This window comes from Actinocorallia sp. API 0066, from assembly GCF_020991275.1.
Taxonomy (GTDB): Bacteria; Actinomycetota; Actinomycetes; order Streptosporangiales; family Streptosporangiaceae; genus Actinocorallia.
Genome location: NZ_JAJLQY010000009.1, coordinates 74,840 through 99,048, shown reverse-complemented (window position 1 = coordinate 99,048; position 24,209 = coordinate 74,840). Strand labels below are relative to the sequence as shown.

General features: G+C 72.7%; 23 protein-coding genes. 15 read left to right on the top strand and 8 right to left on the bottom strand.

Annotation, left to right across the window (positions count from 1 at the left end; translation table 11 throughout):
* Positions 1–54: 54 nt before the first annotated feature.
* Complete coding sequence (aceE, locus tag LO762_RS22165) at positions 55–2,853, bottom strand: pyruvate dehydrogenase (acetyl-transferring), homodimeric type (protein WP_255687711.1); 2,799 nt, start codon at positions 2,851–2,853, stop codon at positions 55–57.
* 212 nt (positions 2,854–3,065) lie between these two features.
* On the opposite strand from aceE, the gene LO762_RS22160 reads away from it, so the two are divergent.
* From LO762_RS22160 to LO762_RS22145, 4 genes are all read left to right on the top strand, one after another.
* Positions 3,066–3,470, top strand: coding sequence for a YjbQ family protein (locus LO762_RS22160; protein WP_230617787.1), 405 nt, complete (start codon positions 3,066–3,068; stop codon positions 3,468–3,470).
* A 168-nt stretch (positions 3,471–3,638) separates the two neighbouring features.
* Positions 3,639–4,067 (top strand): DUF3052 domain-containing protein, encoded by a 429-nt coding sequence (locus tag LO762_RS22155; protein ID WP_230617786.1) that lies wholly within the window; start codon positions 3,639–3,641, stop codon positions 4,065–4,067.
* 80 nt (positions 4,068–4,147) lie between these two features.
* On the top strand, positions 4,148–4,609 hold the full coding sequence (locus LO762_RS22150; RefSeq protein ID WP_230617785.1) for a peroxiredoxin: 462 nt from the start codon (positions 4,148–4,150) through the stop codon (positions 4,607–4,609).
* 121 nt (positions 4,610–4,730) lie between these two features.
* Positions 4,731–6,275: a substrate-binding and VWA domain-containing protein gene (locus LO762_RS22145; protein ID WP_230617784.1), complete on the top strand. Its 1,545-nt coding sequence runs from the start codon at positions 4,731–4,733 to the stop codon at positions 6,273–6,275.
* A 58-nt stretch (positions 6,276–6,333) separates the two neighbouring features.
* Here LO762_RS22145 and LO762_RS22140 read toward each other — a convergent pair whose 3' ends face one another.
* The 3 genes from LO762_RS22140 to LO762_RS22130 all read right to left on the bottom strand — a co-directional run bounded on the left by LO762_RS22140 (position 6,334) and on the right by LO762_RS22130 (position 8,640).
* Positions 6,334–6,828, bottom strand: a complete 495-nt coding sequence (locus LO762_RS22140) for a DUF3145 domain-containing protein (RefSeq protein ID WP_230617783.1) — start codon at positions 6,826–6,828, stop codon at positions 6,334–6,336.
* Between the two features lie 201 nt (positions 6,829–7,029).
* The gene (locus LO762_RS22135; RefSeq protein ID WP_230617782.1) at positions 7,030–8,058 is read right to left on the bottom strand and encodes an adenosine deaminase; all 1,029 of its coding nucleotides are present in this window, start codon (positions 8,056–8,058) and stop codon (positions 7,030–7,032) included.
* Positions 8,059–8,097: 39 nt separating this feature from the next.
* Positions 8,098–8,640, bottom strand: a complete 543-nt coding sequence (locus LO762_RS22130; RefSeq protein WP_230617781.1) for a TetR/AcrR family transcriptional regulator — start codon at positions 8,638–8,640, stop codon at positions 8,098–8,100.
* Positions 8,641–8,713: 73 nt separating this feature from the next.
* Between LO762_RS22130 and LO762_RS22125 the strand changes: the two genes are divergently transcribed.
* The 5 genes from LO762_RS22125 (at position 8,714) to LO762_RS33620 (ending at position 13,474) form a co-directional block, all read left to right on the top strand.
* Positions 8,714–9,127, top strand: a complete 414-nt coding sequence (locus LO762_RS22125; protein ID WP_230617780.1) for an organic hydroperoxide resistance protein — start codon at positions 8,714–8,716, stop codon at positions 9,125–9,127.
* An 89-nt stretch (positions 9,128–9,216) separates the two neighbouring features.
* Positions 9,217–10,302, top strand: a complete 1,086-nt coding sequence (locus tag LO762_RS22120) for a S8 family serine peptidase (RefSeq protein ID WP_230617779.1) — start codon at positions 9,217–9,219, stop codon at positions 10,300–10,302.
* Positions 10,299–10,820, top strand: coding sequence for an RNA polymerase sigma factor (locus LO762_RS22115; protein ID WP_230617778.1), 522 nt, complete (start codon positions 10,299–10,301; stop codon positions 10,818–10,820). Before LO762_RS22120 ends, LO762_RS22115 begins: the two co-directional genes overlap by 4 nt.
* Before the next feature lie 15 nt (positions 10,821–10,835).
* Positions 10,836–11,264: a hypothetical protein gene (locus LO762_RS22110; RefSeq protein ID WP_230617777.1), complete on the top strand. Its 429-nt coding sequence runs from the start codon at positions 10,836–10,838 to the stop codon at positions 11,262–11,264.
* A complete protein-coding gene (locus LO762_RS33620) occupies positions 11,261–13,474 on the top strand; it encodes a CHAT domain-containing protein (RefSeq protein ID WP_230617776.1) in 2,214 nt (737 codons plus the stop codon). The genes LO762_RS22110 and LO762_RS33620 overlap by 4 nt, the downstream gene beginning before the upstream one ends.
* A gap of 32 nt (positions 13,475–13,506) precedes the next feature.
* Here the strand turns inward: LO762_RS33620 and LO762_RS22100 are convergent, their stop codons facing one another.
* The 4 genes from LO762_RS22100 to LO762_RS22085 form a co-directional block, all read right to left on the bottom strand.
* On the bottom strand, positions 13,507–14,325 hold the full coding sequence (locus tag LO762_RS22100; protein WP_230617775.1) for a sulfurtransferase: 819 nt from the start codon (positions 14,323–14,325) through the stop codon (positions 13,507–13,509).
* A 53-nt stretch (positions 14,326–14,378) separates the two neighbouring features.
* Complete coding sequence (locus LO762_RS22095; protein WP_230617774.1) at positions 14,379–15,494, bottom strand: alkaline phosphatase family protein; 1,116 nt, start codon at positions 15,492–15,494, stop codon at positions 14,379–14,381.
* The gene (locus LO762_RS22090) at positions 15,491–16,087 is read right to left on the bottom strand and encodes a DUF5998 family protein (RefSeq protein ID WP_230617773.1); all 597 of its coding nucleotides are present in this window, start codon (positions 16,085–16,087) and stop codon (positions 15,491–15,493) included. The genes LO762_RS22095 and LO762_RS22090 overlap by 4 nt, the downstream gene beginning before the upstream one ends.
* 77 nt (positions 16,088–16,164) lie before the next feature.
* The gene (locus LO762_RS22085) at positions 16,165–18,615 is read right to left on the bottom strand and encodes a GNAT family N-acetyltransferase (protein WP_230617772.1); all 2,451 of its coding nucleotides are present in this window, start codon (positions 18,613–18,615) and stop codon (positions 16,165–16,167) included.
* Positions 18,616–18,875: 260 nt separating this feature from the next.
* Here LO762_RS22085 and LO762_RS22080 point away from each other — a divergent pair, with 260 nt between their 5' ends.
* The 6 genes from LO762_RS22080 to LO762_RS22055 all read left to right on the top strand — a co-directional run bounded on the left by LO762_RS22080 (position 18,876) and on the right by LO762_RS22055 (position 24,131).
* The gene (locus tag LO762_RS22080) at positions 18,876–19,769 is read left to right on the top strand and encodes a carbohydrate kinase family protein (RefSeq protein WP_230617771.1); all 894 of its coding nucleotides are present in this window, start codon (positions 18,876–18,878) and stop codon (positions 19,767–19,769) included.
* A gap of 315 nt (positions 19,770–20,084) precedes the next feature.
* On the top strand, positions 20,085–21,080 hold the full coding sequence (locus LO762_RS22075; RefSeq protein ID WP_230617770.1) for a methionine ABC transporter ATP-binding protein: 996 nt from the start codon (positions 20,085–20,087) through the stop codon (positions 21,078–21,080).
* A gap of 26 nt (positions 21,081–21,106) precedes the next feature.
* Positions 21,107–21,706 (top strand): methionine ABC transporter permease, encoded by a 600-nt coding sequence (locus tag LO762_RS22070; protein WP_230618001.1) that lies wholly within the window; start codon positions 21,107–21,109, stop codon positions 21,704–21,706.
* A 22-nt stretch (positions 21,707–21,728) separates the two neighbouring features.
* Positions 21,729–22,538 carry a MetQ/NlpA family ABC transporter substrate-binding protein gene (locus tag LO762_RS22065; protein WP_230617769.1) on the top strand — a complete coding sequence of 270 codons (810 nt, stop codon included), beginning with the start codon at positions 21,729–21,731 and terminating at the stop codon, positions 22,536–22,538.
* 119 nt (positions 22,539–22,657) lie between these two features.
* Positions 22,658–22,981 carry a hypothetical protein gene (locus LO762_RS22060; RefSeq protein WP_230617768.1) on the top strand — a complete coding sequence of 108 codons (324 nt, stop codon included), beginning with the start codon at positions 22,658–22,660 and terminating at the stop codon, positions 22,979–22,981.
* A 43-nt stretch (positions 22,982–23,024) separates the two neighbouring features.
* Positions 23,025–24,131, top strand: coding sequence for a DUF6745 domain-containing protein (locus tag LO762_RS22055; protein WP_230617767.1), 1,107 nt, complete (start codon positions 23,025–23,027; stop codon positions 24,129–24,131).
* The last annotated feature ends 78 nt before the right edge of the window (positions 24,132–24,209 follow it).

The following is a 24,209-nucleotide window of genomic DNA, read 5'->3' as shown; positions in this document are numbered from 1 at the left end:
TCCGACCCCCTCCGCCACAGGATCGCGTCAGCGCGGCTCAGGCCGCGCGGGGCCTCAGGCGGCGCCCCCGGACTCGGCGGGCGCGTTGACGCCCGAGACGGCGGCGACGCCCCGGTCCAGCCCGTAGCGGCTGATCGCCTGCTGGAGCACCTCGTGCTTGAGCTCGCCGCGCTTGACCAGCCTGGTCAGCACCGCCAGCACGATCGACTGGGCGTCGACGTGGAAGAAGCGGCGGGCGGCGGCGCGGGTGTCGGAGAACCCGAAGCCGTCGGTGCCCAGCGACGTGTAGTCGCCCGGCACCCAGGGGGCGATCTGGTCCTGGACGGCGCGCATGAAGTCGCTGACCGCCACGATCGGGCCCGGCACGTCGGCCAGGCGCCGGGTGACGAACGGGACGAGCTGCTCCCGCTCGGGGTTGAGCAGGTTGAAGCTGTCGCAGTTCATCGCCTCGCGGCGCAGCTCCGTCCAGGACGTCGCCGACCAGAGGTCCGCCGAGACGCCCCACTCCTCGGCCAGGATGCGCTGCGCGTCCAGCGCCCAGCGGCCGCCCACGCCGGAGGAGATGATCTGCGCCTTGGGCGCGTCGGCGCCCAGCTCCGGGCCGTCGGCGAACTTGTACAGGCCGCGCAGCAGGTCCTTGACGTCGAGGCCGGCGGGCTCGACGGGCTGCGGGTACGGCTCGTTGTAGACCGTCAGGTAGTAGTTGATGTCCTCGCCCTTGGGGTGCTCCGGCGAGGAGCCGTACATGCGGCGCAGCGCGTCCTTCATGATGTGCGCCAGCTCGAACGCCCAGGACGGGTCGTAGGAGACCGTCGCGGGGTTGGTGGACGCCAGCAGGTGCGAGTGCCCGTCGGCGTGCTGGAGGCCCTCGCCCGTCAGCGTGGTGCGGCCCGCGGTGGCGCCCAGCATGAACCCGCGGCCCATCTGGTCGGCCAGCGCCCACATCTGGTCGCCCGTCCGCTGCCACCCGAACATCGAGTAGAAGATGTAGATCGGGATCATGTGCTCGCCGTGCGTGGCGTAGGCGGTGCCGGAGGCGATGAGCGACGCCATCGAACCGGCCTCGGAGATGCCCTCGTGCAGGATCTGGCCCTGCTCGGACTCCTTGTAGGACAGCATCAGCTTGCGGTCGGCCGACTCGTAGGTCTGCCCGTGCGGCGAGTAGATCTTCGCCGTCGGGAACATCGCGTCCATCCCGAACGTGCGCGCCTCGTCCGGGATGATCGGGACGAAGCGGTGCCCGATGTTCTTGTCCTTCATGAGCTCCTTGAGCAGCCGGACGAAGGCCATCGTGGTGGCCACCGACTGCTTGCCCGAACCCTTGCGCAGCTCGTCGTAGGGGGCGTCGCCGGGCAGGGTGAGCGGCTTGGCGCGGTTGACGCGCTTGGGCAGGAAGCCGCCGAGCGCCGCGCGGCGCTCCTTCATGTACTGGATCTCCTCGGAGTCCTCGCCCGGGTGGTAGTAGGGCGGGAGGTCGGCCTCCAGGGCCGAGTCCGGGATCTCCAGGTACAGCCTGTCCCGGAACTCCTTGAGCTCGTTCTTGGTGAGCTTCTTCATCTGGTGGCTGGACATGCGGGCCTCGAAGTCCGGCCCGAGGGTCCAGCCCTTGATGGTGTGGGTGAGGATCACCGTGGGCTGGCCGACGTGCTCGCGCGCCGCCTTGAACGCCGCGAACAGCTTGCGGTAGTCGTGGCCGCCGCGCGACAGCTTGGTCAGGTCGTCGTCGCTGAGGTGCTCGACGATCTTGCGCAGCCGGGGGTCGTCGCCGAAGAACTGCTCGCGGGTGTAGGAGCCGGGCTCGACGGTGAAGGTCTGCATCTGGCCGTCGGGCGTGTTGTTCATCTTGTTGACGAGCACGCCGTCGACGTCCTTGGCCAGCAGCGGGTCCCAGTCGCGGCCCCAGATGACCTTGATGACGTTCCAGCCCGCGCCGCGGAAGTAGGACTCCAGCTCCTGGATGATCTTGCCGTTGCCGCGCACCGGGCCGTCGAGCCGCTGCAGGTTGCAGTTGATCACGAAGGTGAGGTTGTCCAGTTCCTCACGGGCGGCCAGGCCGATCGCGCCGAGCGACTCGGGCTCGTCCATCTCGCCGTCGCCGAGGAACGCCCACACGTGCGAGCGCGAGGTGTCCTTGAGCTCACGCGACAGCAGGTACCGGTTGAACCGCGCCTGGTAGATCGAGTCGATGGCGGCGAGGCCCATCGAGACGGTCGGGAACTCCCAGAAGTCGGGCATGAGCCGCGGGTGCGGGTAGGACGACAGGCCGCCTCCGGGGTGCGAGACCTCCTGCCGGAACCCGTCGAGCTGCTGCTCGGACAGGCGTCCTTCGAGGAACGCGCGCGCGTAGACGCCGGGGGCCGCGTGGCCCTGGATGAACACCTGGTCGCCGGACTCGCCGTGGTCCTTGCCCCGGAAGAAGTGGTTGAAGCCCACCTCGTACAGGGAGGCCGCCGACGCGTAGGTGGCGATGTGCCCGCCGACGCTCAGTTCGGGCCGGTTGGCCCGGGAGACCATGATCGCGGCGTTCCACCGGATGTAGGCCCGGATGCGGCGCTCGATGTGCTCGTCGCCGGGGAACCAGGGCTCCTTCTCCGGGGGGATCGTGTTGATGTAGTCGGTACTGCGCAGGCCGGGCACCCCGACCTGCTGTTCCCTGGCTCGCTCAAGGAGTTTGAGCATCACGTAGCGGGCCCTTGTCCGGCCCTCGGTCTTGATGACCGTGTCCAGTGATTCGAGCCACTCCCTGGTCTCATCCGGGTTGATGTCCGGGAGCTGGCTCGGCAGGCCGTCGCTAATGATCGAGAAGCGCTGGCGTCCGGAAGGCACTGGTGTCCCCTTGTCACGCGGGTACATCGGCTGTTTGTCGACGTTCACTGCCCATCCTGCCGCCGACCGGAGGCTCTCGCATCTCTACTGCCCGGTAACAAGACGCAGGTCACGGCGCTGTCAAGGCGGTTGTCAGACGCGTCAGGAGAAGGGTAAACACTCGCCCTCTCGGGTCAGCGACGGTCAAGGGGGGCGGCCTTCCCCGACGCGCATTGGTCTACACCTGTGATGATCCTCTCATGAAGAGCACCCTCCTTTCGGTGACCACCGGCCGCCGCGACACCGTTCACGACATCACCGGCGAATGCGCGGAATTCGTCAGCGGCGAGGGCGACGGCCTCCTGCACGTCTTCGTCCCGCACGCCACCGCGGGAATCGCGATCATCGAACTCGGCGCGGGCAGCGACGACGACCTCCTCGCCGCGCTGGCCGACCTGCTCCCGTCCGACGACAGGTGGAGGCACGCGCACGGAAGCCGGGGCCACGGCAGGTCCCACGTGCTGCCCGGCCTCGTCCCGCCGTACGCGAGCGTGCCCGTGCTCGGCGGACGGCTCGCGCTGGGCACCTGGCAGTCGGTCGCCCTCGTCGATATCAATGTGGACAATCCCGAACGGAACGTACGCCTGTCGTTTCTCCCCGCCTGAAGAAGGGAAGGCGAAACCGCATGTGGGACACGTGTGGATCATGCTTATGGGGTATGGGCACTTGCGCAGGGGGCCATCCTTTGTGTGGACTGTCCCGCAATACCTTGAGGTGCTCCTACGGCGAGACAGTACGGTGCATCCCATGAACACGACACAGGGAGGACGTCAGTGAGCGCGACCGCGGGTCAGGCGCAGACGGAGCGCGGCCTGGCCGAACGGCTCGGATTCAAGCCGGGTCAGGTGGTGCAGGAGATCGGCTGGGACGAGGACGTCTCCGAGGATCTCCGCACCTCCATCGAGGCCGTCACCGGCACCGAGATGGTCGATGAGGACTACGAGGACGTCGTGGAAGTGGTCGTGCTGTGGTGGCGCGACGAGGACGGCGATCTGACAGACGGCCTCGTCGACGCGCTCAGCAACGTCACGGGAGGCGGGCACATCTGGCTCCTCACCCCCAAGACGGGCCGCGAGGGGCACATCGAGCCCAGCGACATCGCCGAGGCGTCGCAGACCGCGGGTCTGACGGCGACCAAGAGCGTCAGCGCCGCCGACGACTGGTCGGGAACCCGGCTCGTGGCGCCCAAGGGGCGCATGTAAGCGCGGCCGGGCCCCTGATGGCAGACTGGGGCAGACCTGGGCCTGCCCGGGTCACACCCGTCTCCTCGAAGGGATTCCACATGGCCGTAGAGGTCGGAGACAAGGCACCTGACTTCGAACTGAAGGACCAGCACGGCACTCCCGTCAAACTGTCCGACTTCGCGGGCAAGAAGGACGTCGTCCTGGTCTTCTACCCGCTGGCCTTCAGCGGCATCTGCACCGGTGAGCTGTGCGCCATCCGGGACGAGCTGCCCAGCCTGGGCGGCGAGGACGTACAGGTCCTCGCCGTCTCGGTCGACTCGGTCTTCGCGCACCGCGCGTGGGCCGACCAGGAGGGCTACCAGTTCCCGCTCCTGTCGGACTTCTGGCCGCACGGCGGCGTCGCCGCCGCCTACGGCGTCTTCGACGAGGAGAAGGGGCTGGCGCGGCGCGGCACCTTCATCATCGACAGGTCAGGTGTGGTGCGCTGGAAGGTCGACAACGACATTCCGAACGCGCGCGACCTCGACACCTACCGCAAGGCGCTGGCCGAGCTCTCCTAGGACTGCCCTAGGGAGCACGGACGCGGCGGGGCCGGACGGCACGGGTCCGGCCCCGCCGCGTTCATCGGATGCTCATCCGGCGTTCGCCTCCGCCGCGCGCCCGCCGGGCGTCTGACGGGTCATGAGAAGGATCATCGCGGCCGTCATGGCGGCCGCCCTGCTTGCGGGCTGCTCGTCCGGACCCGCCGAGGACGACGCCACCCTCACCATCCTCGCGGGCAGCGAACTCTCCGACCTCGCTCCCGTGCTCGACGACGCGGCCAAGGCCACCGGCGTCACCGTCGACTTCACCTACGCCGGCACGCTCGACGGCGTCCGCCAGGTCGTGTCCGGCCAGGCCGCCCAGGACCACCAGGCGATCTGGTTCTCCTCCAACCGGTACCTCGACCTGCACGGCGGCGGCCGGGTCACGACGGCGACGCCGATCATGTCCTCGCCGGTCGTGGTGGGGGTGCGGCCCGAGGCGGCGCGCCGGCTCGGCTGGGACGCCAAGGCGCCCACCTGGGCGCAGATCGCGCGGGCAGCGGTGAACCGCGACTTCACCTACGGCATGACGAGCCCCGCCGCGTCGAACTCGGGCTTCTCCGCGCTGGTGGGCCTGGCGACGGCGCTGAACTCCGGCAGCGACCTCGACCCGGCGAGCATCGAGAAGGTCTCGCCCGGCCTCAAGGACTTCTTCTCCGCGCAGACCCTGACGTCGGGGTCGTCGGGCTGGCTGTCGGAGGTGTTCGTGCGCAAGGGCGTCGAGGTGGACGGCCTGGTCAACTACGAGTCGGTGATCACGTCGCTGAACGCCTCGGGCCGACTCACCGAGCCGCTCACCGTCGTGTACCCGTCGGACGGCGTCGTCACCGCGGACTACCCCCTGTCGCTACTGCCCGGCGCCACGCCCGAGCAGGAGAAGGCGTACCGCGCGCTGACCGACTACCTGCTACGGCCGGAAACCCAGCGCAAGATCAGCGAGCTGACGCACCGCCGCCCGGTCGTGCCGTCCGTCCCGTTCACCGGCCCCGCCGACCTGCGCGAGCTGCCGTTCCCCGGCGCGCTGGAGACCGTGGACCGGCTGATCGCCGCGTTCTACGACAGGCTGCGGCGGCCGTCGCGGACGGTCTACGTGATCGACGTGTCCGGCTCGATGACCGGCGAGCGGATCGCGCAGCTCAAGCGCGCGTTCGTCACCCTCACCGGCGACGGCGGCAGCGGCGTGGACAGGTTCTACAACCGGGAGGAGGTGACCGTCGTGCCGTTCAGCACCAAGCCGCAGACGCCGCAGGAGTTCACCGTCCCGGCGTCGGGGCCGCAGGCCGAACTGCAGCGCATCCGCAGGTTCGCCGAGGCGCTGCGGGTGGGCGGCGGCACCGCGATCTACGACAGCCTCACCTCCGCCTACGAGATCGTGAAGAAGAAGGTCGCGGCCGACCCCGACCGGTTCACCTCGATCGTGCTGATGACCGACGGCGAGAACACCCAGGGGCGTGACTTCGGGGACTTCCGCGGCGGGTTCGCCGGGTACGCCGCGCTCGACGTCCCGGTGTTCCCGGTGCTGTTCGGCGAAGCCAAGGAGACCGAGATGCGTGACCTCGCCGCGCTCACCGGAGGCAGGTCGTTCGACGCCAGGAAGCAGCCGCTGGAGACGGTGTTCCGGGAGATCCGCGGCTACCAGTGAGCCGTGCGGTGCGGGCGGGACGCGCCTGACCCTCCGCCCCGCCGGTGCGGGGGGAGGGTCAGCCCGCGGCGTGCAGCCAGCGCACGGGGGCGCCGTCGCCGGCGCGGCGGAACGGTTCCAGCTCGTGGTCCCACGGGGTGCCGAGCAGCCTGTCGAGCTCGTACTCCAGGGTGGTCCGGTTGCTCGCGGCGTCGGCCATCACCCGGCGGAGCCGGTCCTCGGGGACCATGATGTCGCCGTTGGCGCCGATCGTCGCGGAGAAGACGCCGAGGGTGGGCGTGAAGCAGTACCGCATGCCGTCGGCGCCCGGGGACGCCTCCTCGGTCACCTCGAACCGCGCGAGCTTCCAGGCGCGCAACGAGGAGGTGATGGCGGCGGCGATACCGGGCTTGCCCTCCCAGCACAGCTCGGCCCGCTGGCTGCCGGGGGCAGCGGGCTGGTCGGTCCACAGCAGCTTGACGGGAACGCCAAGCACACCCGCGGTCGCCCACTCGATGTGCGGGCACAGCGCAGGTGGCGCGGAGTGGACGTGAAACACACCGCGTACGGTCACTCGGTCCTCCTGGTGGTGCTTCTAGGCGCGTCTTCCCCTACGGCCTGGAGCAGTGCGTCCGCGTGTTCCATCCGGAGATGGGGCGGCCAAGATGAACCGTGCGTCCTCATTGTGCCCGATGGACCCCCTCCGCACCAGCGCCATTGACAAAACGAAACCTCCTGGCAACAATCCGCGACGTCTCCGCCTTCCGGACGTGCCTTACGGAAACGCAGTCTCCTTGCGGAGGTGTTCTTGTATCTCGACGGAGAGGCGGGCCTTGCCCTCGTCGTCCAGGAAGGACGCCTCGACGGCGTTGAGCGCCAGCCGGGTGACGCCCGCCGCGTCGAGGTCGAGCAGCCGGGCGGCGACGAGGTACTCGGTGTTCAGGTCGGTGCCGAACATCGGGGGGTCGTCGCTGTTGACGGTGACCCGCACGCCCGCGTCGAAGAGGGTGCGCAGCGGGTGCTCCGCCAGGCTGGCGACGGCGCGGGTGGCGATGTTGGAGGTCGGGCAGACCTCCAGCGCGATGGCGTGCTCGGCGAGGTGGTCGAGCAGCCGGGGATCGGCAGCGGCGGCGATGCCGTGCCCGATCCGCTCCGCGCCCAGGTGCTCCAGCGCGTCCCAGATGGTGCCGGGCCCGGTGGTCTCGCCCGCGTGCGGCACGCTGTGCAGGCCCGCCGCGCGCGCACGGTCGAAGAACGGCTTGAACCGCGGCCGGGGCCAACCCTGCTCGGGGCCGCCGAGGCCGAAGCTCACCAGCCCTTGGGGGGCGTGCCTGAGCGCGAACTCGACGGTGCGCTCGCCCGCTGGCAGGCCCTCCTCGCCGGGGATGTCGAAGCACCAGCGCAGCCGGACGCCGAGATCGCGTTCGGCGGTGACGCGGGCGTCCTCGATCGCCTCGACGAACGCCTCCTCGGGGATGCCCTTGATCAGCGTCAGGTAGGGGGTGACGGTCAGCTCCGCGTAGCGGATGTGCTGCCCTGCCATGTCCCGCGCGACGCCCAGGGTGAGCTCCCTGATGTCCTCCGCGTCGCGCAGGAGGTCGACCGTCGCCACGTACACCTCGATGAAGTGCGCGAAGTCGCGGAAGGTGAAGAACTCCTTGAGCAGCGCGGGGTCGGCGGGGACGCGCGTGTCGCCCTCGTACTTGGCGGCGAGCCGCGCGACGACCTCCGGCGAGGCCGAGCCCACGTGGTGGACGTGCAGCTCCGCCTTCGGCATCCCCGCGATGAACGCGCTCAGTGACATGGCCGACCCCTCGGAATGCTCCCCTACGTCGGAAAGATCCTATGCGGTCAGCAGCCGGTCGAGTGCGGCTTCGGTGGTTTCCCTCGCCTGGTCCGGTGGGTCGAGGGCGCCGCTGACGGCCGTCGCGTCGCGCAGCAGCAGGAGCAGCCGGGAGCCGGCCTCGGGGTCGGGATGCCCCTCCTCGGCCAGGAGACGGCGCATGAGCGACCGGAACCAGGCGCGGTACTCGGCGACGACGCCGCGGGCCGGATGGGCGGGGTCGGCGAACTCGGCGGCCGCGTTGAGGAAGGCGCAGCCGCGGAAGCCGGGTGACGCGCACACCTCGGCGATCCGCGCGAAGACCGCCTCCAGCTTGGCGCGGCCGGTGCCGGGCAGCGTCGCGAACTCGGCCCGCTGCCCGTCGAAGTGCGCGGTGAGGTAGGCGCAGACCAGGGCGTCCTTGGACTTGAAATGGTGGTAGAACGTGGCCTTCGCCACTCCGGCCTCGGCGATGATCCGGTCGATCCCGACCGTGTGGACGCCCTCGCCGTAGAAGAGCCGGGCTGCGGTGTCGAGGATCCGCCTCCGCGCGTCGCGTGCCATGCGATTGACATTACCAGACAGGTCTGTCTACATTGGGTCTCGTCCGAACAGACAGGTCTGTCTAGGAGCCCAGATGAGCGTTCTCTACACCGCAGTGGCCACCGCCTCCGGGCGCGACGGCAGGGCGGTCAGCAACGACGGCAAGCTCGACGTCACCCTCGCGCCGCCGGTCGAGCTGGGCGGCGACGGCGCGGGCACCAACCCCGAGCAGCTCTTCGCCGCCGGGTACGCCGCCTGCTTCACCAGCGCGATGAAGCTCGTCGCCGGACGGCAGAAGCTCGACGTCAGCGACGCCTCGATCACCGCCGAGGTGGGCCTCAAGCCGAACGGCACCGGAGGCTTCGGCCTGGAGGTCGTGCTGCGCGCCGAACTCCCCGACACCGTCTCCGAGGCCGACGGCCAGAAGCTCCTGGAAGCCGCCCACTCGGTCTGCCCCTACTCCAACGCGACGCGGGGCAACATCCCCGTCACCCTCGTCCGAGAGTGACGCCTCAGGGGTAAACCCCCGGACGACGCCCGGGAAAGGTCGGGTCAGGTCCGTCGGCCGGGGCCGGGCGGGACGGCACACTGTGCCGCATGTTCGATCAGGGTGCACGGGTGGAGCGACTGCTCGCCCGCCATCGGGACGTGCAGGTCGTGCAGACCGGCGCGCTCCTGCGCAGGGACGAGGTGCTCGTCGCGGAACCGGACCTGGCCCGCGCCGAGGACCTCCTGCGACGCTGGACCGCGGGCCGCGAGCGCGGCCCCGGCCTCACCAGGCTCCGGCTCAACCGCACGGCCCGCGTCGATGTCTGCGAGCTCAGCCTCCTCGCCCGCGAGCGCGGCATCAACGTCTCGCCCAACCATCTGGTCTACGGCCAGCCCATGTGGTGGACCGGCCCCGCCGACCGGCCCAGACCCGCCGACCCGTTCCCGGTGCCCGAGCCGGGGCCGTCCCGCCGCGACGTGACCGTCGCCGTGCTGGACACCGGCCTCGACCCGCACCCGTGGTACTCGGGCGCCGACTGGTTCGCCGAGCACGAGGAGGAGCACCGCGAGGTGCCCGACGCCGACCTCGACTACGAGCTCGACGCCCAGGCCGGGCACGGCACGTTCGTCGCGGGCGTGGTGCTGCAGCGGGCGCCCACGGCGCGGATCGTCGCGCGGCGCGTCATCGGCGGCGACGGCGTGGGCGACGAACTCCAGGTGATCAACGCGCTGCACGGGCTGAAGGCCGACGTGGTCAATCTGTCGCTCGGCTGCCACACCTTCGACGACCGGCCCTCGCCGCTGCTCCAGCAGGCGATCGCCGCGCTCGGCCGGGCCACCGTCGTGGTGGCCTGCGCGGGCAACACCGCGTGCGACCGGCCGTTCTGGCCCGCCGCGCTCAAGCAGGTCGTCGCCGTCGCCGCGCTGGACGGCGCCGACCGCGCCTGGTTCTCCAATCACGGCTGGTGGGTGGACGCGGCGGCGCAGGGCACCGCGGTGCGCAGCAGTTTTGTCCGGTTCGGCGAGTTCGCCGGGTACGCGACGTGGTCGGGCACCTCGTTCGCGGCGCCGGTCGTCGCGGGGATGGTCGCGGCGCGCGTCGCGGAGGGTCTGGCGCCCGCTGAGGCGGCCGACGCGGTGCTCGCCTCCGGTCCGGTCAGGCCGGGGCTCGGGACGCTCGTCGAGGCCGGGTGAGCGATCTCGTCGCGCCGGGGGCCCTGGTGGCGCGGGCCAGGGACGGCGACGCGCGCGCCTGGGAGGCCCTCGTGGCCCGCTACCACCCGATGCTGTGGTCGATCGCCAGGGCGTACGGGCTGCCGAAGGCGGCGGCCGAGGACGCCGTCCAGACGACGTGGCTGCGGCTCGTCCAGCACCTCGGGGACCTGCGCTCGCCCGACGCGGTGGGCGCGTGGCTGGCCACGACCTGCCGCCGCGAGTGCGCGCCGCTCGCCCGTGTCCCCGCGCCGCGCGACCCGGCCGACGACGCCGACCCGGGGCCGGGACCCGAGGCGCTGTGCGTGGAGCGCGACCGGCTGTCAAGGGTGGCGGCGGCGCTGGAGTCTCTGCCCGAACCCTGCGGGCGCATCCTGCGGCTGCTCGCGGCGACCGCCTCCTACGCGGAGGTCGCTGCCGCGCTCGGCCTTGCGCCCGGGAGCGTGGGCCCCGCCCGCGCCCGCTGCCTCGGGAAGCTGAAGGCGGCCCTGGGCGAATGAGAAGGGAGTCTTCCGATGCATGAGCTTCTGCAGGAGATCCAGCGCGCGCTGGCGCTGCTCGACCCGCCGTCGGAGCGGTCGGCCGAGGCCGCCCGCGCCGCCTTCGCGTTCCGCGACCCGGACGCGGCGCTCGCCGAGCTCGTCACGTCGCTGACGCCTGCGGCGGCCGGGCTGCGCGGGGCCGCCAGGCTCCTCACGTTCGCCGCGCCCGACCTGCGGGTGGAGCTGGAGGCGGTCACCGGGACACGCAGGATGAGCCTCACCGGACGGCTCACGCCCGCGCGCGAGGCGCGGCTGACCGTCCGGCACCGGCTCGGCGAGACCGAGGCCGCCGTGGACGGCTCCGGCTTCTTCCTCGTGGACGGGATCCCGGCCGGGCCCGTCATGCTGCACTTCGCCCTGCCGTGCGGCGCCTCGATCGTCACCAGCTGGACCACCCTGTGATCGACGGCCTCCTCGCCCGCGCGGTGGAGGCCAAGGAGACCGGACGGCTTGCGGAGGGCCTGGCGCTGTCCCAGGAGGCCCTCGCCAGGACGGCCGGGGATCCGCTCGGCGTGGCGCGTGTCCAGGCCGTCATGGTCGCGCTGCTGACGGCGGGCGGGCGCACCGCCGACGCGCTCGCCCTCGCCGCCACCGCCGAGCCGCACCTTTCGGGCGCCGACCGGGAGCGGCTGCTCCTCAACCGCAGCTACGCGCGGGCCAGCCTGGGCCGGCTCGACCGTCCGGCGCGGCCCGGCGGCAGCGACCCGGTGGCCCGCGCGGGACGCCTCATGGCCAACGGGATCGCGCTGGCCCAGGCGGGCAGGTTCACCGCGGCGGACAGCGCCCTGCTGACCGCCGAGGCGCTCGCCGCCCGGCACGGGCCGCGCAGGCTGGAGCTGATGGTCCGGCACAACCAGGCGCACCTGGCGGCGCTGCGCGGCCGGTTCGCGCGGGCGCTCGGCCTGTTCGCCGAGCTGGCGCCGGAGTTCACCGGCGAGCGGCGCGCCCAGCACCTGCTCGACCACGCCGCCGCGCTGCTGGACGCAGGGCTGTGCGGGGAGGCGCGGGAGCTGCTCGACGAGGCTGCTTCTACGGCCGCCCTGTCCGGGTTCGCCGCCGACGCCGCCAACGCCCTCCACCTGCGCGCCGAGGCCGAACTGGCGTGCGGCGACGCGGGACGGGCCGCCGACTCGGCGCGGGAGGCCGAGACCGCCTTCGCCGCGCAGGGGCGGCCGGGCTGGGAGGCGCAGGCGCACGGGGTGCTGCTGCGCGCGCTCGCGGCGCGCGGCGAGCGCTCGGCCGCGCTGCTGTGCTCGGTCCGCAGCACCGCCGCCCGGCTCGACGCCTACGGCTGGGCGGGGCCCGCCCTGCGCGCCCGGGTGGAGGCGGCCCGCGCCTTCCCGGCGGAGGCGGGCGACCTGCTCCCCCGCCGCGCCTCACCGGCCGCGTCGGCCGCGCTGCGCCTGCGCACGCACCAGAACGCCGCGCACGTGCACACCGCGCGCGGCGAGGAGGCGGCGGCGCTCAGGAACGTCAGGGAGGCGCTTCGTACGGCGGCCGACCTCGCGGGCGCGGGCGGCTCGGTGGAGCTGCGCGCCTATCTCGGCGCCGCCTGCGCGGACCTGTCGCCGCTCGCCCTACGGCTGGCCCGGACCGATCGTGAGCTGCTGGCCCTGGAGGAACTGCGGCGGAGCATCCTGTTCCCGTCGCTTCCCGAGGGGCCGCCCTCCGACGTCGCCAGCGCGCGGGACAGGGCGCGGGCGATGGGCCCGCCTCCGCCGCGCCCGGTCGTGGCGCCCTCCGACCTCCTGGCGGGACTGCACGGGGTGGGGCTGCTGGAACTCGTGCGCGGCGGCGACCACCTCGTCGCGCTGGCCGTCCGGGACGGGCGGGTGCGGCGTACCGCCCTCGGCTCCTATGACGCCGCCGTCAGGGAGACCCGCCTTATCCGGTTCGCCCTGACCCGGGCGATGGTCGGCGGCTCCTCGCCGGACGCGGCGGTGGCGTCCCTGCGCGCGCGGTTCGCGCCCGCGCTGGCGTTCCTGGACGGCTGTGAGCTGGTCGTCGCGCCTACGGGGCTGCTCTACGGGCTGCCTTGGCGGGTCGTCACCGACGCGCCCTTCACCGTCGTGCCTTCGGCGACGGCCTGGCTGCTCGCCCAGCGGCGGCGTCCTTCACCGGGGCACGTCGCGCTGCTGTCCGGGCCGGGGCTGACGCACGCGGAAACCGAACTGGCGGCTGTCGCGGCCTGCCACGACGGCGTCAGGACCGGCGCGGACGCGTCCGTCCTGGCGGGCGCGCGGATCGCCCACCTCTGCGCGCACGGGACGCACCAACCGGACGACCCGCTGGCATCCCATGTGGACGTCGCCGGAGGGCCGCTCACCGGCTACGACCTGCACGCGCTCGCGCCGCCCCCGGACCTCGTCGTGCTGTCGGCCTGCGACGCGGGACAGGGCGAGGACGTCCTAGGGCTGCCCGGCGTCCTGCTGTCGGCGGGGGTGCGGACCGTCGTCGCCTCGGTCACCCCGCTTCCGGACGCCTCGGGGCCGCCGCTCATGCGCGACCTGCACGCCCGGCTCGCCTCGGGCGCCTCCCCCGCCGCGGCGCTGGCGGCGCTGCCCGACCGCCCGGGGCGGCCGGGGCTCCAGTCCTTCGGCGCCGGGTCCTGAGACCCGCTCCCGCGCGGGGAGGGGCGTCCGTCCTAGCCGCCGGTGGCCACGGGGTGGGCCGGATCGCGCACCCAGTCCGACCACGAGCCCGGATACAGGGCGGCGGGCACCCCCGCGAGCGTCAGCGCGAGGACCTCGTGCGCCGCCGTCACGCCCGAACCGCAGTAGACGGCGATGTCGGCGGCGTCCGTCGCGCCCAGCGCCGCGAACCGCTCGCGCAGCACCCCCGGCGCCAGGAACCTGCCGTCGCCGCCCACGTTCGCCCAGGTAGGCGCGTTCACCGCGCCCGGGATGTGGCCCGCCACCGGGTCCACCGGCTCGACCTCGCCGCGGAACCGCTCGGCCGCCCTGGCGTCCAGCAGCACCCCGGCCTTGGCCAGCACCGCGGCGCCGTCCGCGTCCACGACGGGCAGGCAGCCCGGCCGCGCGGTGAAGTCGCCGGGCGCCGGGTGCCGCTCGTCGGTCTCGACCGGCAGGCCCGCCCGCGTCCAGGCGTTCAGGCCGCCGTCCAGGACGCGGACGCGCTCGTGCCCGAAGTAGCGCAGGCACCACCAGGCGCGGGCGGCGCTGGTGGCGTCCGCGTCGTCGTAGACGACCACGAGGGACCCCCGGGACACCCCGGCGCGCCGCATCGCCTCCTGGAACGCCTCGGGCGCGGGCAGCGGGTGTCTGCCGCCCCGGCCGGGCGGGCCCGCCAGCTCGGTGTCCAGGTCGACGAACACCGCGCCCGGCACGTGCCCGGCACGGTAGGACTCCCGGCCCGGCGGCCCGGCCAGCCGCCAGCGGACGTCGAGGATGACTGCGTCTGCGCGGACACGGGCGAGGCTCCGCGCGTCGATGAGGGGCCGCACATCGTCAGTGTGACCCCTGCCGTCCCTTTCGGGGAGGGGCGTATGTCCCGAGCTCATCGCGTCGTCCACAGCAGCGGCACCAGCTGTTCCTCGGGCACGAGCGAGCCGTGCATGCCGACGAGGAGGCCCTCGAAGGGGTCGGTGCCCAGGATCGCCAGATCGCCGCGCGCGACGGCGACGACGTCTCCGATGCGCGGCAGCATCTCCGGAGCGACGCGCCCGAAGCAGCCCGTCGCGATCGCGTGCTCGCGGGACATCACCCAGGCGCGGTCGCCCAGCACCTCGGTCCAGGCGGCGAGCACGTCGGCGGCGGCGCCCTCCTCGGTGTAGACGTGCCGGGCCCGCGCCTCCCCGCCGAGCAGGGCGACGCCCTGGCCGAGCGAGGGGTGCTCGGCGACGTTCACCCGGTCGGTCGGGTTGGTCATGCCGTGGTCGGCCGTGACGTACAGGCCGGTGCCCGCGGGCAGGATCTCGGCGATCCGCTCGGCCAGCAGGTCGACGAACCGGAGCTGGTAACGCCACGTCTTGGAGCCCGCGCCGTACATGTGGCCGGAGGTGTCCAGATCGGAGTGGTACACGGTGACGTGGGCGCGCTTGCCCTCCAACGCCTCCTCCGCGCGCGCGACGAGCTGGCCCAGGCTGTCGGCGGGCACGTAGTTCACGCCACGGGTGATGGCGCTGTTGAACCCGGTGCCGTTGTAGGCGCCCGCCGCGATGTAGCTGGAGGCGACGCCCGCGTCGGCGGCGCGCGCGTAGACGGTGCGGCGCGGCTGGAAGGACTCGGGATCGGTCTGGCCGTTGTCCCAGCGCAGGCAGTTGAGGAGCCTTCCCTCACCGGGGACGGCGACCTGCAGGCCGACCATGCCGTGCTCGCCCGGAGGCAGGCCCGTGGCCAGCGAGCTGAGGCTCGTCACCGTGGTGGCCGGGAAGCCCGCCGTCAGGGGGCGGCCCGGAAGGGAACTGAGGAAGGGCGCGTCCTCCGGATGCGCCTTCAGCAGCTCCCAGCCCATGCCGTCGATGACGAGCACGCAGGCGCGCGGCAGCTCTGGCAGGTCGAGCACGTTGGCGGCGCCCGGCACGCCGAGCGCGCCGAGCACCGAGGTGGACAGGTCGGCCAGGGCGGTCTGGCCGTAGCCGGGGACGGGCGGCGCCTCGGGCCCGCCCGTCATGCCGTCGTCACCGCCGTCAGGGCCTCGGCGAACGCCAGGACCTGGGTGACGGCCTCCGCGCCGTCGGCCGCCTCGCTCACCCGCAGGGACAGGTCGTCGGACGTGACGGCGCCGGTGTAGCCGTGGTCGGCGTCGCAGTTCTCGTCGCCGCAGCCCGCGGGCTCCAGGTCGATGCGGGAGTTCACGCCCCAGTTCAGGGTGAGCACGACCTCCGTCGGCGGGACGCCCGGCACGTACCGCTCCGGCCGCGGCACCACGCGGGTGACGGCGACGGAGGAGATCCGGTCGAGCCTGACGGCCTCGGTGGTGGTCGAGCAGTGCGGTTGCGGCACGAGGTCGCTCGGCGGGTGCTCGTCGGTGTGGCAGAACAGCAGCCGGTTGGCGGTAAGGACAAGCACGGTGACGTGCCTGCGGACTTCCATCCCGGGATCGAACGCCGCCTCGTGGTGGACCACATAGGCCAGAACGTCTTCCTTGCCCAGTGCGGACTCCACCGCGCCGGCGACGAGCTCCGGATAGTAGCCGCTGCGCTCGATGGCGCCGCGCAACCCCGCCGTCCCCGACTGGTCGTCCCTCGCTCGGGTTTCCCTCATCCTCCCATCCTGCCCCCACCGAGCCCTCAGCGCATCCCGGCGCCGCGCGGAAGCCCGGCCGGGGGGCGCGGAGACCGTCACATCCGGCGGGGCTCCAGGGCCTGGCGGGGTCCCGGGGGCGGGGCGAGCGAGATCCGGGCAGCGGTGACGGTCACGCCGTCGGCGTCTGCCATGACGGGCTCCAGTTCGAGGCGGGCCACCTCAGGCAGGTCGTTGGCGAGCAGCGCGACCCTGATCAACAGCTCTTCCAGCGCCTCCACGGCGACCTTCTCCGAGCCCTGGTGGCCGAACAGAAGCGGCGCCATCCGGATGGCGCGGACCATGTCGGCGGCCTCCAACTCGGTCAGAGGCGCGAGCCGGTAGGCGCGGTCGTCCAGGAGGGCGGCAGCCACGTCGGCGAGGCGGAACGACACGACGGCGCCGAAGGACGCGTCCTCCTGGGTGGCGATGTGCACGGCGATCCCGCCGCGACCGCCGCCCACGCGCACGCCGTAGCAGGCCAGCAGCTCTGCGGCGTCGCCCCGCTCCCCCTCGGCCAGCCAGCCTTCGACGAGCCCGCGCGCCCGCTCCTTGTCGATCCCGTCAAGGTCGGGGATGCGGCCCTGAGGGCGTCTCCTCCAAGCCGCGTAACGGTAGGCGTAGGAGAGCGCCCGGACGGCGTCGTCCGGGGCCGGGTAGGAGGGCACCGAGCCGGGCCCCGGTTCCCCACCGGGCGTGGGCGCCCGCAGGGCGCGCGGCATGCCCTTCTGGCCCAGGTACGTCGCCACGACCGGCTTGTCCGAGCCGCGCGCCAGCCGGGCGATGGTCTCCGCGACGGGTTCCGCCCTGCGGCGTCCCGACAGCATGAGCTGCGCCCCGCCCAGGACGGGCGGCGTGTACAGGACCACGACCGCGTCGACGGCCGGGTCTTCCAGCGCGGCGGTGAGCGCCCGCGCGTAGTCGTCGGCGTCCGCGCGCGGCCCCAGGGAGGCGAGCGGCCCGGCGACGAGCCCGTGCACGGCCGCGGCGTCGCGGGCGAGCAGGCCGAGCGAGTCGGCGTTGTCGATGATCGCGACCCGGCGTCCGGCGGGCAGCGGCTGGTAGGCGAGCAGCTGGGCCACGTCGAACATCTCGCCGAGGTCCTCCACCCGCAGCACGCCCGCCTGCTCGAACAGCGCGCTCACCGCGTGGTCGGGCAGGTCGATGCGGCGCACCGCGTGGCCGAGCGGGACGCCCTGGAGGGAGCGCCCTGTCTTCACCGCCACGATGGGCTTGCTACGGGAGACGCGCCGCGCCAGGCGGGTGAACTTGCGCGGGTTGCCGATGGACTCCAGATGGAGCATCACCGCGTTGGTCGAGGGGTCGGCTTCCCAGTACTGGAGGAGGTCGTTGCCGGAGACGTCGGCGCGGTTGCCCGCCGAGACGAACGTGGACAGGCCGAGGCCGCGCTCCGCCGTCCGCTGGAGGATCGCGATGCCGAGCGCGCCGGACTGCGAGAAGAAGCCGACGGGGCCGCGCGCGGGGGTGACGGGCGCGAGCGTGGCGTTCAGGCGGACCGAGGGGTCGGTGTTGGAGATCCCGAGGCAGTTGGGGCCGACGACACGCATGCCATTGGCGCGGGCCACCCTGACGAGCTCCTGCTGCGCCGCACGGCCCTCCTGGCCCGTCTCGGCGAAGCCGGAGGAGACGACGATGAGGCCGTGCACGCCCTGTGCCGCGCACTGGGTGAGCACGTCCTGGACGGCCGAGGCCGGGACGGCGACGACGGCGAGATCCACCTTGTCGGGGATCTCGGCGATCTCCTTGTAGGCGCGCACTCCCGCGACGGCGTGCGCCTCCGGATGCACCGGATAGACCGGCCCGGTGAAGTCGGCCCCGAGGAGGTTGCGCAGGACCGTCTGTCCCACACTGTGGGAAACCCGGCTGGCGCCGATGACGGCCACCGACGACGGGTGCAGCAGCCGTTCGATGGACCGGGACTCGGCGCGGTGCTCCCGCGCGGCCATGACCTCGCGGGACGTCTCCGTAGGCGAGAGGTCCAGGGTGAGCTGGATGATCCCGTCCTCGAACCTCTGGACGGCGGCGTACCCGGCCTCCTTGAAGACCTTGCTCATCTTCCGGTTGTCGGGGAGCACGTTGGCCTCGAACCGGGCGACGCCCCGCTCGCGCGCGGCGGCGGCGAGGTGTTCCAGGAGCACCGAGCCGATGCCGCGGCCCTGATGGGCGTCCTCGACGAGGAAGGCGACCTCCGCCTGTCCGGGATCCTTTGTCCGGTCATAACGCACCACACCCACCATTTGCTGACCAATCGTGGCGATCAACGCCACACGGTCGGAATAGTCCACGGTGGTGAAATGCCGAATCTCCTTGTCGCTCAGGTGGGGCCGCGGCGAGAAGAACCTGTAGTAGATCGACTCCGCAGAGACCCGCGAGTAGAAAGCCCGCAGCAGCTCCGCGTCTCCGGCACGGATCGGGCGCAGGTGGGCGGTCCCGCCGTCGGACAGGACGACGTCGGCTTCCCAGTGATCGGGATACGGATGATCGGTCACGGTTCGAGCGTAGGCGACGGACGAATATCGGTCACGTGAGGGTCACGGCCGGACCGGTCCGGTTCGGCGCCGTCCGTTCCGGTGTTTACTGGAGTGGGCACGTGAACCGGCCGCCCGACGGGTCCCCGCTGTTACCCGTTTCGCTGCGCGTTCGAGACCAAATCCGAGGGTCGAAGCTGTTACGGTCGTCGGCACGCCCAGGCACAATGGTTCGGGTCTGTTCCCAGGCAGGGCCGTCGTAAGAGCGAGGTGACAACGTCATGACACGCGTGGTCGTGGTCGGCGATCTGATGACCGACGCCGTGGCCCGTGCCGCCTACCCCCTGGCCAAGGGGAGCGACACCCCGGCCAGCGTGACCATGCACGGCGGCGGCTCCGGCGCCAACGTGTCGGCGTGGCTCGCCGTCGAGGGCGTCGAGGTGGCTTTTGTCGGCCGCCGCGGCTCCGACATCAACGGCCGCAACCGCGACATGGAGCTCATGGGTTACGGGGTGGACGCCCGGCTGGTCATGGACCCCGAGCGCCCCACCGGCACCTGCGTCGTGCTGATCACCCACAAGGGCGACAGGACCATGATGTCCGACCCGGGCGCCAACGGCGCGCTGCTGCCCGACGACATCCCGGCCGACCTCTTCACGCCCGGCGCGCACCTGCACGTCTCGGGGTACTCGCTGCTCAACGAGGGTTCGCGCAACGCCGCGCTGCACGCGCTGCGGATGGCGGGCAAGGCGGGCATGTCGGTCTCCGTGGACGGCGCGTCCTCCTCGCCGCTCAAGCGCGCGGGCGCCGAGCCGTTCTTCGAGTGGACGCACGGCACCAAGCTGCTGATCGTCAGCACGTCCGAGGCCGAGGCGCTGACCGGCCGGGACGAGCCTGAGCTGGCCGCCAAGGTCCTCACCGCCTGGTACCCGCAGGTCGTCATCAAGATGGGCGACGAGGGCGCCCTCTGGTACACCAACGGCCGTCCCGAGCCGATCGTGGCGCCCGCCGACCCGGTCGAGAAGGTCGTCGACGGCACCGGCGCGGGCGACGCCTTCATCGCCGGCTTCCTGCCCGCGTGGCTGGACGGCAAGCCCCCGGCCGAGGCGCTCGCCGCGGGCAACCGGCTGGCCGCCCGCGCGATCACCCACCTGGGCGCCCGTCCGACGCTCTGACGGGTTCGTCACACCTCCGCCCGAAGGCGGGGCCGCGTTCCGGCCCCGCCTTCGGCGTTTTCCCGGGACGTCATACGAGTGACTTAGGTCACGCAGCGCGACGATTCCTACCTTTTTGGTTTGGCAGACATGTCCGTCATGTGATTAGCTCATGTCCATGACCGCCGACCTCATGCGCCGCCGCCCCCACCGGGCGATGCGTTTCGCATGTCGGCGCACGTGTTGCTGTTGAGGCCCTGACGCTCGCCTCGCGAGCCGCGCACTCCAGCCCTCCATTCACCCGCCGCCTCGCGCGGCGCCCCGGGAAAGACTCCTGTGATCGAGCTCCATGACCTCACCAAGGTGTACCGCGCCCGCGGCCGCGCCGTCACCGCCCTGGACGGCGTCAGCCTCACCGTCGCCGAAGGCGAGATCCACGGCGTGATCGGCCGCAGCGGCGCGGGCAAGAGCACCCTCCTGCGCAGCGTCAACGTGCTGGAGCGCCCCGACGGCGGCAGCGTCCGCATCGACGGCGCCGACCTGCTCACGCTGTCCAGGGACGCGCTGCGCGCCGCGCGCCGCCGCATCGGCATGATCCACCAGCACTTCGGGCTGCTCGGCTCCCGCGACGTCACCGGGAACGTCGCGTTCCCGCTGGAGGTCATCGGGGTGCCCCGGCGCGACCGGCTGCGCCGCGCCGCCGAGCTCCTCGAACTCGTCGGCCTCAGCGAGCACGCCCACGCCAGGCCCGCGCAGCTGTCCGGCGGACAGAAGCAGCGCGTCGGGATAGCGCGCGCGCTGGCCGCCGAACCCAAGGTGCTGCTCTCCGACGAGGCCACCAGCGCGCTCGACCCCGAGACCACCGACTCGGTCCTCGACCTGCTGCGCCGGCTCAACCGCGAACTCGGCCTCACCATCCTGCTGATCACGCACGAGATGAACGTCGTCAAGCGGATCTGCGACAGCACGTCCCTCATGCGCGACGGCAGGATCACCGAGTCCGGCAAGGTCCTCGACCTGCTCGCCGCGCCCGGCTCCGAACTGGCCCGCGGCCTGTTCCCACTGCCCCCGCCGACCGTGCGGCCCGGCACGACGCTCCTCGACGTCACCTTCGTCGGCGCCGACGCCGCCACACCGTTCATCTCCTCGCTCGCCCGCACGTACTCGATCGACGTCAACGTGCTCGGCGGTTCCATCGAGGAGGTCGGCGACACCCGCGTCGGACGGCTCAGGATCGAGCTGCCCGGCACCCCCGAGCTGAACGCCCCGCAGATCGCGCACCTGCGCGAGAGCGGCCTCACCCTGGAGATCGCCGCGTGCGCGACCACCTGACCGTCGCCCTCCAGGAGACCCTCCAGATGGTGTGGGTCTCAGCCGTCCTCACCGCGCTCGGCGGGCTCGCCCTCGGCGTCCTGCTCGTGCTCACCGACCGCGGCGGCCTCGCCCCGTCCGCGCCCGTCAACCGGGTGCTCGGCCTTGTGGTGAACATCGGCAGGTCGCTCCCGTTCATCATCCTCATGATCGCCGTGATCCCGCTCACCCGCGCGCTCGTGGGCACCACCATCGGCACCGCCGCCGCGATCGTCCCGCTGACGATCGGCGCCATCCCGTTCTACGCGCGGCTCGCCGAGACCGCCCTGCGCGAGGTGGACCCGGGCGTCGTGGCCGCCGCGCGGGCCATGGGCGCCTCCCGGCGGCAGATCGTCGGGAAGGTCCTGCTGCGCGAGGCGCGGCCCGGCCTCGTCGCCGGGATGACGGTCACCGTGATCACCCTCGTCGGCTACTCGGCCATGGCCGGGGCGATCGGCGGCGGCGGACTCGGCGACCTCGCCATCCGCTACGGCTACCTCCGCTTCGAGACCGGCACCATGATCGCCTGCGTGGCGGTCCTGATCGTGCTGGTCCAGGTCATCCAGATGCTCGGCGACCTCGTCGTCCGGCGCCTGTCCCACAAATAACGCACCGAAAGGCAGCACCCCCGTGCTCAAGAAGATCACCGTCGCCCTGTCCGCCGCGGCCCTCGCCCTCACCGCGGCGTGCGGCGGCGGCACCGCCTCCGAGGACTCCGACACGCTCGTCGTCGGCGCCAGCCCCGCCCCGCACGGGGAGATCCTCACCTTCGTCAAGGACAACCTCGCCGAAAAGGCCGGGATCGACCTGAAGATCCAGGAGTTCTCCGACTACGTCCAGCCGAACCTCGCGCTGAACGACGGGCAGCTGGACGCCAACTTCTTCCAGCACAAGCCCTACCTCCAGGACTTCTCCTCCGAGAAGGGCCTCAAGCTCGCCTGGGTCGGCGACGTGCACCTGGAGCCACTCGGCGTCTACTCCGAGAAGGCCAACACGCTCGCCGCCCTGAAGGACGGCGCCACCGTCGCCATCCCCAACGACGCCACCAACGGCGCCCGCGCCCTCGCCCTGCTCGCCCAGCAGGACGTCATCACGCTGAAGGACGGCGCCGGCGTCACCGCCACCGAGCGCGACATCACCGCCAACCCCAAGAACCTCAAGTTCAAGGCGCTGGAGGCGGCCCAGCTGCCCCGCTCCCTCCAGGACGTGGACGCCGCGGTGATCAACGGCAACTACGCGCTCGCGGCCGGGCTCACCCCCGCCAAGGACGCGCTCGCGCTGGAGTCCGCCGACGGCAACCCGTACGCCAACGGCCTCGTCGTCAAGGCCGGCAAGGAGTCCGACCCGCAGATCGTGAAGCTGCTCGAACTGCTGCGCTCGCCCGAGACCCGCGCGTTCATCGAGGAGAAGTACCAGGGCTCGGTCCTGCCCTCCGCCTGACCGCCCCGCCCGTCCGAAGGCCCCGCGCTCACCCGCGCGGGGCCTTCGCGCGTCCCGGATCGGGCCCGCGTGCGGCGGGCGCGCGGATTCTGTCAGTGGCGGCGGCTACCTTGCGGATCATGTTCCGACAGGGAGACATCCTCATCCGTCCGATCGCCGAGTCCGTGGTGCCCGAGGCCGTCCGCGCACTGCCTCCGGCCCCGCGCGACGCCAGGGGCCGCATGGTGCTCGCGCTCGGCGAGGCCACCGGGCACGCCCACGCCCTCGCCGGTCCCGGCACGCTCCGCAAGGGCGGCCCCGCGGGCCCGGATCACCTGCACCTGCCCGAGGGCGGCCGCCTCGTCCACGAGGAGCACGCGCCGATCACGCTGCCCAAGGGCTGGTACCAGATCGTCAGGCAGCGCGAGTACGTGCCGGGCTCCGTCCGGCCCGTCGCCGACTGACCCCCTCCCCCGACCCCCCACACGAAACGGCGGCCATCCGACGATGCCCTTCACCGCCCTGCCCGCAGACCGTCCCCGCGCCGAGGCCGGGATCGCCGCCGCCTACCGCGCGGCGGGCCTCACCGAGCCCGCGCACGTGCTGTGGGTGCCCTCCCCCCTCACCGGCGCGCTGCTGACGGCGCTGCTCGATCCCGGCCTCGCGGCGGAGGCCCGCACAGCGCTCCTCGCCCTGCTCGGGCCCGGCACCTGCGTGCTGCGGCCTACGGGGGCGCCCGAGCGCGTCCTCACGCCGCAGGAGGCCGCCGCGCTGCTTCCGTCGCTGGAGGCTGGCGCGCCGGTCCGCGAACAGGTGCGCTCGGCGCCCTGGGAGCGGCAGCGGCAGGAGGTCGCGGCGGAGCTGGGGGCGCGCGGGTACGCCGAAGCGTGGGCGCGGACGGGCGGGCCGCGCTGGGACCCGGTGCAGGGCCTCGTCCAGCGGATCAGGGCGGCGATCGGCGAGCGGGCGGGCGAGGAGCACGGGCCGCTGGTGCGCCGGGCCACGCTGGACGCGGTGCTCGGCCAGCACGACGCCCCGTGGCTCTCCCTGTTCGCCGAGCTGGGCAGGCTCGGGCCGCTCGCCGGCGTCGCCGAGGTCGCCGCGTCGGCGGGCTGGTGGTGGCCCCGCGCACGCCTCGTGATCGTCGCCGAGCGGCCGGTGGAGCTGCACCGGGACGAGCCGGGCCGCCTCCACAACGGCGAGGGCCCCGCGCTCGCCTACCCCGACGGGTTCGGGCTGCACGCCTGGCGCGGCATGGCCGTCGAGCCCGGCTTCGTCGCCTCGCTCGCGACCCTCACCGCGGCCCGCATCCTGCACGAGGAGAACGCCGAGCTGCGCCGCGTCATGCTGGAGCACTTCGGCTACGACCGCTACCTCGCCGAGACGGGCGCCGCCCCCGTCCACAAGGACAAGACGGGCACCCTGTGGCGGATCGACCTCCCCTTCGACGAGCCGGTCGTCATGGTCGAGGTGCTCAACTCCACCCCGGAACCCGACGGCACCCACCGCACCTACTACCTGCGCGTCCCACCACGCACCCGCACCGCCCGAGAAGGCGTCGCCTGGACCTTCGGCCTGACCGCTGAGGAGTACCACCCCCAAAAGGAAACCTGACCGCCCCAAGCCCGGCCGTGGCGCCCCGCACAGGGGCCGGAGCGCCATGGTTGGCCGGGTCCGCGTCCCCCGTTACGG